Origin of the sequence: Agrococcus casei LMG 22410, from assembly GCF_900163565.1 — a bacterium.
Lineage (GTDB): Bacteria > Actinomycetota > Actinomycetes > Actinomycetales > Microbacteriaceae > Agrococcus > Agrococcus casei.
Genome location: NZ_FUHU01000036.1, coordinates 75,729 through 83,947, shown reverse-complemented (window position 1 = coordinate 83,947; position 8,219 = coordinate 75,729). Strand labels below are relative to the sequence as shown.

Below are 8,219 nucleotides of genomic sequence, written 5' to 3'. Positions count from 1 at the left end.
ATCCTTCCAGGCCAGCCCTCTCGGCTAGCCACGCTCGATGTCACCAGTTCCTGCATCAGACCCAACATCGCCGCCGCCGGGTACGGGGCCGCGCTGGATCTGTATGCGACGCCCGGGCAGCAGCGCCTCATCGCCGCCGTCACAGGCTCCTCCACGGGGCTGTCCGCGTCGGTGGAGTCGCCGGTGATCGACTTGGATTTCCAGCCGGAGATCACCACCCAGGTCGCGTCCCGTTTCGTCGCTGAGGGTGATGCGTTCGTGGATGGGCTCACGGTGTCGGTGTCGAAGGGCACCTGGATTCACCGCGACGGGAAACCCATCGAGGTGACGGGGACCGGCACGCTGTATGGGCCGTTCGATGAGCAGCCCACCGAAGCTGACACCCCGCCCGCAGGTGCCCCGGTCGCGGGCGTCGAGGCGGTCACGCTCACCGGTGCGGGGTCGTACACGTCGCCTGGCACGATCATCGCCCCGGAGTCAGGGTTCTACACGTGGGTGTGGTCGATCGACAAGGCCGCGCACGGCGAGAACGCGAAGTACCTCACCGACTCGTTCACCGACCGGTTCGGACAGGTCGCTGAGACCTCGGTGGTGCCGTTCCAACCCGTCGCCGTCTCCGAAGCCGACCAGCGCCTCGCCGCACCCGGTGACGCGCTGACAGACACGATCACCGTCAGCAGCAGCAATGGTGTCTGGTTGAAGAAGGATGGCGCGCACATTCCGGTGCTGTTCGAGGGCACCGCCTACCAAGTCCCCGGCACCCTACCCCCAGCGCAGAACACGGCGATCGACTCGAACGCGGTTGCTCTCGGCACTGTGACGGTCACCACGGATGGCCCCGGCGTCTACACGTCGCCTTCGGTGGTGGCGCCGTCGGGTGGGTTCGTGACCTGGGTGTGGGAGGTGAAGAAGGTCTCGCAGCCGGAGTGGGTGCGAGATTACCTCGCCGCCGACTGGCAGGACGATTACGGGATCAATGTCGAGACGACGTCGGTGCGGTGGCCGGTCACGGTGACCTCTTTGATGCGGGAGTACAACGTGCACCCTGGAGGGCGCGCGTTCGATGTCGTCACCGTCAGCGGGTTCCCGGCGAACCACGGTGACTTCACGGGCGACGGCTACTGGAACGCCGATGTCGATGAACTCCGTCACACCGTCTACGGTCCCTTCGCCACCGATCGCGAACTCACCGATGATCTCGATCTCACCATCGCGCCGGTGCTCGCAGAGCTCACGACGCCGGCACGTAACGGGGTCTACAAGCTCGGCTACACGGATGACGACATGATCGTGCCGACCGAGCCGGGGTTCTATGTGCTCGTGACGACGTTCGCCGGTGACGACCGGGTGCAGCCCTATCAGTCGTCGCCGGCGGATGTGCTGGAACGCTTCTACGTCCCACCGACGAATACGGAGGTTCCGGTGTCGGTGATCACGCAGGCGACACCGGAAGCGGCCGTCGGTGAGCCGTTCTCGGATACGGCGCTGGTGCAGGGCACGACGATTCCCGACGGTGCGTACCTGGTGTTCCGGGCCTATGGGCCGTATCCGGCAGAGGCGGGGGCGGTGTGTGAGTCGCCGTTCTACGTCAGCGACGAGATCTCCGTCACCCAGGCCGGCATCTACGCTTCCGGCACCACCACCGCAGATACAGCGGGGAATGTGTTCTGGGTCGAAACCCTTTACGCCGCCGATGGCGAGGTGATCGCTGAGGGGACGTGTGGTGCACCGGGTGAGACTACGGTCGTCGCCGAGCAGCCGGACGAGTTGCGGGTGAAGACGAACGCGGTGCCCACGGTCGTGTTGGGTGAGGCGGCGCGTGATGTCGCAACCGTCACCGGCACCGTCCCTGACGGGGCGCGGCTCGTGTTTGAGGCGTACCGGCAGCACACAGGTGAGGCGCTGTGCACGGCGGAAGAGCTCGTGTTCACCTCCGCCGTGATCAACCTTGACGGTCCCGGCGAGTACACCTCGGATGTGGTGGTCTTCGATGAGGTCGGCACGTACTACTGGGTGGAGGCCGTGATCGACAAGGACGGCCTGATCCTGCACCGTGGCCTCTGCGGCGCACCCGACGAGACCACCACCGTCACCCCTGTACCGGAGACGCCGGAGGAGCCCGGCAAGCCGGGTGAGTTGGCGCAGACCGGTGCGGACGGCAACTGGTGGCCGCTCGGGCTAGCCGGTGGCCTGATCGCCGCTGTAACCGGTGGGGTGCTGCTGTTCGGTCGCCGTCTCGCGATCGCCCGCGAACGCGACGGGTACGTCCGTGAAGAGGACGAGGCGTTCGAGGAGTTCAAGGCCCAGTTCGAGGGAGCAAAGGAGGAGTAACCACAGGCTGCTGACCTGCTGGCACCCCCACTATGGCGGGTCAGCACGGGAGGGCACGAACCAACCCCAGGTTCGTGCCCTCCCACCATTTCTGCGTCCAGACGGCGCGGGTGCACCTGCATGGCGACTGCTGTTCGTCTTGGAAGGACCCGCCCGTGACCCCGAAGCCCCGCTACCGCCGCACTAAACCCGACGCTCAGCCCACGGCAGCACCTGCGCCTCCGAATGGTGGGCCGGTCGTGGTGCCAGTGGTGCAGTTCACCATCAGCGCGGACGGCTCGATGGCGGTCACCCTCGACGGAGCACCGTATCTGCCGGAGCCGTTCGCACCGGCATTGCGGCGAGAATCATTCCCCGCGATTCTCGACACCCTCGCTGCCCGCTATCGGACGCCGTTGAGGGTGCAGGTCAGGGAGGCGGACGGGTCGACGTTCACCGACATCATCACCCCACCACGCGAACGACCCAGCGCGAGACCCTGGGAACGACCCGCACCGGAGGCGACGACGCGTCCGGTGGCAGCGGTGCCGCCGGTGCTGCATCGGGTCGCGGGTGCGGGGTTCGTGCCGGGTGAGGATGTCGGGGTTGCGATCATCCACGCACACTCCGACGCCAGCCCTGACGGCACCGTCCGGGCGCTCCTCACCACGGAGCAAGCAGCGGCCGCGGTGACCGGTGAAGTGATTCTCCTCGGTCGTGTCTCCGGCACCCTCGTCGTCAGCAGGCTCTCATGAGTACCCCGCGGCAGGGCGGGGCGCTTGGTGATGAGCTCGCGAACCTCGGGATCATCGCGCTTATTGCCGCCGCGGCCCTCGCTGTCATCCTTCGCGTGGCCGGCACGATCGCCGCCTGGGTGACAGGGATCGGACAGCCGAGCGGCGGCATCGAAGCAGGCCTCGGCGTACTCCTGCACCCCGCCGACCCAGGCAGCCCGCTCGGTGCCGACAGCCTCAACGCCGTCATCTACTGGATCGTCGCGGGGCTCCTAATCCTCGGTGTCGGTGCGGCGGGGTGGTGGGTGTGGCGCATGTTCCGGGAGCAAAACCGGCGCACGAAGATCGACCCGTATCGGATCGTCGGAATCGCGACCCGCACCGATGTCACCACTACCGCGTCGGAGAGGGCACTGCTGCGCCGAGGCGGGCAACTCCGCCCCTCACTGACGAAGCCCAACGCGCAGGACGTGGGCTATCTGCTCGGGGCGTCGCGGGGCGTGAACGTGTGGGCGAGCGTGGAGGACTCGATCCTGCTGATCGGGCCACCCCGCTCCGGGAAAGGCCTCCACGTCGTCATCAACGCGATCCTCGACGCACCCGGCGCCGTTGTCACCACCTCCACCCGTCCCGACAACCTCACCGCCACACTCACCGCCCGCAGCGTTGACGGGCGGCCGGTCGCGGTGTTCGACCCGCAACATCTCGCCGAAGGTGTTCCGGCGGGGCTCCGTTGGTCGCCGATTCGGGGGTGTGAGGACCCGTTGACGGCGATGATCCGCGCCACCGGCCTCGCAGCCGGCACCGGCCTCTCCGCGGGCGGTGTCGAAGGTGGTGACTTTTGGGAAGGGAAAACCCGCACCGCCCTCCAAGCCCTCCTCCACGCCGCCGCCCTCGACCACCGCATGCCAGCGGAGATGTTCCGGTGGACCCTCGACCCCGCCGCAGCGTCGGATGCGGTCGCGATCCTCACCGCGAACCCGCATGCTGCGACGGGGTGGGCGGACTCGTTGCAGGCGATGATCGACTCCGACCCCCGCACGAGGGATTCGATCTGGCAGGGCGTATCGCTCTCGCTCGCTGCCCTTGCCGATCCGCGTGTGCTCGATGCTGTTAGCCCCGGCCCTGACGAGAGGTTTGATCCCGAGGAGTTTCTGCGAAAGCGCGGCACGGTTTATCTGTTGGCGACGGGGGCTGGGGCGAACAACAGTGCGGCGTTGGTGTCGGCGTTCGTGGAAGACCTCGTCGAAGCCGCTCGCCGGCTCGCCGCGAGATCGCCCGCAGCACGCCTCGACCCGCCCCTGCTGCTCGCGCTCGATGAGATCGGGAACCTCGCACCGTTGCCGTCCCTGCCGACGCTGATGGCAGAGGGCGGGGGTACGGGGATCACGACGATGCCGGTGTTGCAGTCACTCGCGCAAGCGCGGGAGAAGTGGTCGGATAACGCGGCCGGCGCAATCTGGGACGCTAGCATTGTGAAGATCATCCTCGGCGGAGCATCCAACAGCCGCGACCTCCAAGACCTCACCACCCTCATCGGCGAGCGGGATGAGATCACCGACTCCACCACCATCGGCGACCACGGATCACGCTCGGCACAACGCTCGATCCGGCGGGTAACGATCATGCCACCCGACGTGATCCGCACCCTCCCATTCGGTACCGGCCTCATCCTTCTCCGCGCAGCACCACCCATCGTCGCGAAACTCCGTGCCTGGACGGGCCGCAGGAACGCCGGCGAGCTGCAGACGCAACGCAGTGAGGTTGAGCGGCTGCTGCAACACGGCACGCCTGCGTCGGCCAGCGAGCAGGGGGTTGTGGGCGCACCTGAGTGACAGAGCACCCCGAACCGCGGGGTGCCGAACGTCACGAGGAGTGTCCAATGGCCATCCACACGCAAGAGTCCCTGTCCGGGTTCATCGCTTCCGAACCCCACCTGTCGTTCACCGAGAAGGGTGACGCGCGCCTGTTCGTGAAGATCGGGCAGGAACACTACCGTCGCGAAGACGACGGATCGTTCACGCAGACCGAGACCACCTTCCACGACCTCGTCGCGTTCCGGAAGACCGCCGAACGCGCCCACCAGCGCTTCGCGAAAGGCGACAAGTTCGTTGCCGAGGGCTACACCCACCACTACGACCGCACCGACGACAACGGGCAGACGGTCAAGGTTGAGGAGTTCGTCGCGAAGAAGATCGGCCACGACCTCGCCCGCACCCGCTACACCGTCGACCGGCCCCGACGCACACCAGAATCCGACTCACTCGACGCCGGACTCGAAGACACGGCACTATCGCCCGACGCGCCACGTCGTGCTTCCGCCGGTGCTGCTGCTGCGGTCGGGAGGTGAGAGCACATCATGGTCGACGAACTGTCAGACACGGGCCTATCAGGCTCGGGTGATGTTGATCCGGGTGAGATGGCGGAGGACGAGTTCGATGAAAGCTACGATCCCGACCCCGACACCCCTGGTACCCAGGGTGAGGATCAGTCGGGGCCTCCGGGGCCGGTGAACTGGAACCTCCTCACCGCCGACGCCGCAGAAGAAGAATGGCTCGCGCTCAACGAATGGGTGCACTGGCTCCGACACACCTACGGACTCCCCGTCGCCGTGATCCCGCCGTTCTGGCACCGCCACCCAGGACTGGTGTGGGAGCTGTCCGCGCTGCACATCCACTGGCTATGCGCGATCCACCCCGAGGCCAAAGGGTCCGCCATGCTCGTCTGGCACCGCGACTTCACCGAAGCCCAAGAACGACTCCGACACTGGACCGCCGCCTGCGGCACGCGCCTGACCACCGACCGCCCCACCCGCCGCATCGCCTGGCCCGGCGAACCCGACACCGACCCCATCGAAGACACCGTCATCCCGAATCGGGAGGAAGACTTCGTGGAGTACATGCACGCCGACGTGGAAGCGCGCCGGCGTGCCGAGGATCAGTTCATCGCAGGCTTAGTGCTGAGCACGGGAGAAGTGCCATGAGTGAGCCCCTTAATCATGAGGAGAGCCCCGAGATCACTGCGCTGCGTAAAGCTGGGCGGGAACTCGGGGCCTCGTTCCTTCCGATCACGAAGGATCAGGGTGTGGTGCTGCGCGCTACGCTGCGCGCCGCCAATTGTACGTCTCCGGAGCGACGAACCGCGGTGCGATCTTGATTCGCCCATAGTCGAAGATGCCGCCCATGAGCTGCGACTTCTCGATGCGGATTTCCAAGAGCATCTTGATGAGCCGACGCTGTTCGAGCAGATCAAGTCGCTCCCAAGCTGCACGGACATCGTCGGCGCTGATGAGATCGAGCACGGCTGCGTCTGCCACCGGCGGCACCGCTTCCCTCGCCGCCTGCTCGATCTGCGGATTCAGTCGCTGCTCCACATTCGACAGCATCGCCAGACTGATCGCGCCCTCCGCGTACTGTTCGGCGGCTTCGTCCAGCCGGTAGCGGAGAGCCGCCAGTCGTTCCTCAGCCTCGCGAACGCGATCGTTCCAGTCATCATCCGGGCCGGCAAGTACCGTCAAGCTCTCTGGGGTGGAGAGCCAGCCCAGCAAGGCTTCGAGAACGTATGTATCTGTCCTCTCCACATCAATGCTGATCCGCCGGCATCCGATGTGCTGGCACACATAGTTGTTGCGCGGCCTCCCGTTCTTGCGAGGAACCACATTGTGCACCCGAGCGAGGAAGCGGCCGCAGAACCCGCACCGAGCGATGAAGGACAGCAGCCATTTCGGGTGACTGTGGTTGTCCTTCTCGACGTACCGAGTTCGTCGTGCCCGGTCGGCGAGAACACGGTTGACCTTCTCCCATTTTTCGACCGGGATGATCGCAGGCCAGTCGGCCTCACCGATCACCTCACCTTGGTACTTGCGCAAGCCCGCGATCGTGGGGCTCCGGATGATCTGCACGAGGGTCGCATTCATCCAGCCGCGCGTCTTGTCACTCAACGGTTTCATCGGTGTTGGGATGTCCTCACGGTTCAGACGCGTGATGATCCGGTTCACCGGTACTCCGTGAAGAATCTCATCGACTGCTGTCGTGATGACCGCAGCCTTCTCCGGGTCGACTTCTTGTCGCAGCAGAGCGCCCGTGTTTTCGTCGTACACCCTGCGGTAGCCGTAGGGGAGTCGTCCGTGTGGCCGACCCTTCTGCGCGTTCAGCCGGACCGTGCGAAGCTGCCGCTCCCGGATAACCGCCGCGTCCTTCTCCGCAGTCAGGAACTCGAGTCCCATCATGAAGGCGTCGTCACTGCGCGCGAAGTCATACACCCGACCCTTGGTCAAGTAGAGAACACCCGCTGCCTGACACGCAGCGCGGAGTTGAATGTAAGCCGCGAGTTCGCGTCCGGCACGAGACGGCTCCCAGGTCACAAAGGCTGCATACTGCTTGGATGCGATGAGTTGCAAGGCCTCCTCAAAGCCTTCACGCTCCCGAGTGCGCCACTGCGATGCGGAGCGGTTTGCATCGGTAATGACTCTGGCGACCCTCCACCCCTGCTGCTCGCACCAGGAACGGCAGTCCGTCTCCTGGTCACTCGTGGACCGCATCAAATAGTGACGATCCATCGAGGCGCGGGTATAGATCAGCGCGTCGGTCCCTGATTCGGACGGGCGGGTGATTGCATTGGCGTCCATAGTGGGCAGGTACTCCTTCTATATCTGCCTCTGAGATGCTGGGTGAGCCGACCAACGACCTCGACACCGACATGCTCGCAGCCATGGAAGACGTGCTCGACTCGTGGGGCGGCTGCCTCATCGTCGTCAGCCACGACCGCTACCTGATCGAGCGCGTCACCGACCAGCAGTATGCGGTGATCGGCGGCGAGCTGCGGCACCTGCCCGGCGGCGTCGAAGAGTACCTGCGACGCAGCCGCGAGCGAGATGCGGCAACTGCGGCCGAGGCGTCAGGCAAGCCCCAGGTCTCGGCAGCTCAGCAGAAGCGCGCGGCCCTCGGCGGTGCCGAGCTGCGAGCGCTCGAGAAGGAGTTCTCGGCAGTCGATCGCAAGCTCGCGAAGACGACCGACGCTCGCGCGAAGCTCATGACCAAGTTCGAGACGCACGATCAGAGCGACTTCGACGGGCTGCTCGAGCTGCAGCAGGAGCTCGCCGACACCGATGCACAGATCGCCGGACTCGAAGAGCGGTGGCTCGAGCTGTCAGAGCAGGTCGGCTGAGCGTGTCGG

7 protein-coding genes are annotated in these 8,219 nt (G+C 65.8%); 6 read left to right on the top strand and 1 reads right to left on the bottom strand.

Annotated features, from left to right (window positions below; all coding sequences use genetic code 11):
* The 5 genes from CZ674_RS14185 to CZ674_RS08720 all read left to right on the top strand — a co-directional run.
* Positions 1 to 2,331: hypothetical protein (locus CZ674_RS14185; protein WP_200810074.1), on the top strand; the 2,331-nt coding region annotated here is incomplete at its 5' end.
* A gap of 155 nt (positions 2,332 to 2,486) precedes the next feature.
* Complete coding sequence (locus tag CZ674_RS08735; protein ID WP_234988521.1) at positions 2,487 to 3,065, top strand: hypothetical protein; 579 nt, start codon at positions 2,487 to 2,489, stop codon at positions 3,063 to 3,065.
* Positions 3,062 to 4,879, top strand: a complete 1,818-nt coding sequence (locus CZ674_RS08730; RefSeq protein ID WP_086992129.1) for a type IV secretory system conjugative DNA transfer family protein — start codon at positions 3,062 to 3,064, stop codon at positions 4,877 to 4,879. Before CZ674_RS08735 ends, CZ674_RS08730 begins: the two co-directional genes overlap by 4 nt.
* A gap of 47 nt (positions 4,880 to 4,926) precedes the next feature.
* On the top strand, positions 4,927 to 5,394 hold the full coding sequence (locus CZ674_RS08725; protein ID WP_086992128.1) for a single-stranded DNA-binding protein: 468 nt from the start codon (positions 4,927 to 4,929) through the stop codon (positions 5,392 to 5,394).
* Positions 5,395 to 5,403: 9 nt separating this feature from the next.
* Positions 5,404 to 6,027, top strand: a complete 624-nt coding sequence (locus CZ674_RS08720) for a hypothetical protein (protein ID WP_086992127.1) — start codon at positions 5,404 to 5,406, stop codon at positions 6,025 to 6,027.
* A gap of 114 nt (positions 6,028 to 6,141) precedes the next feature.
* Here the strand turns inward: CZ674_RS08720 and CZ674_RS08715 are convergent, their stop codons facing one another.
* Complete coding sequence (locus CZ674_RS08715; protein ID WP_086992126.1) at positions 6,142 to 7,671, bottom strand: recombinase family protein; 1,530 nt, start codon at positions 7,669 to 7,671, stop codon at positions 6,142 to 6,144.
* A gap of 35 nt (positions 7,672 to 7,706) precedes the next feature.
* On the opposite strand from CZ674_RS08715, the gene CZ674_RS08710 reads away from it, so the two are divergent.
* Positions 7,707 to 8,210: an ATP-binding cassette domain-containing protein gene (locus CZ674_RS08710; RefSeq protein ID WP_086992125.1), complete on the top strand. Its 504-nt coding sequence runs from the start codon at positions 7,707 to 7,709 to the stop codon at positions 8,208 to 8,210.
* The last annotated feature ends 9 nt before the right edge of the window (positions 8,211 to 8,219 follow it).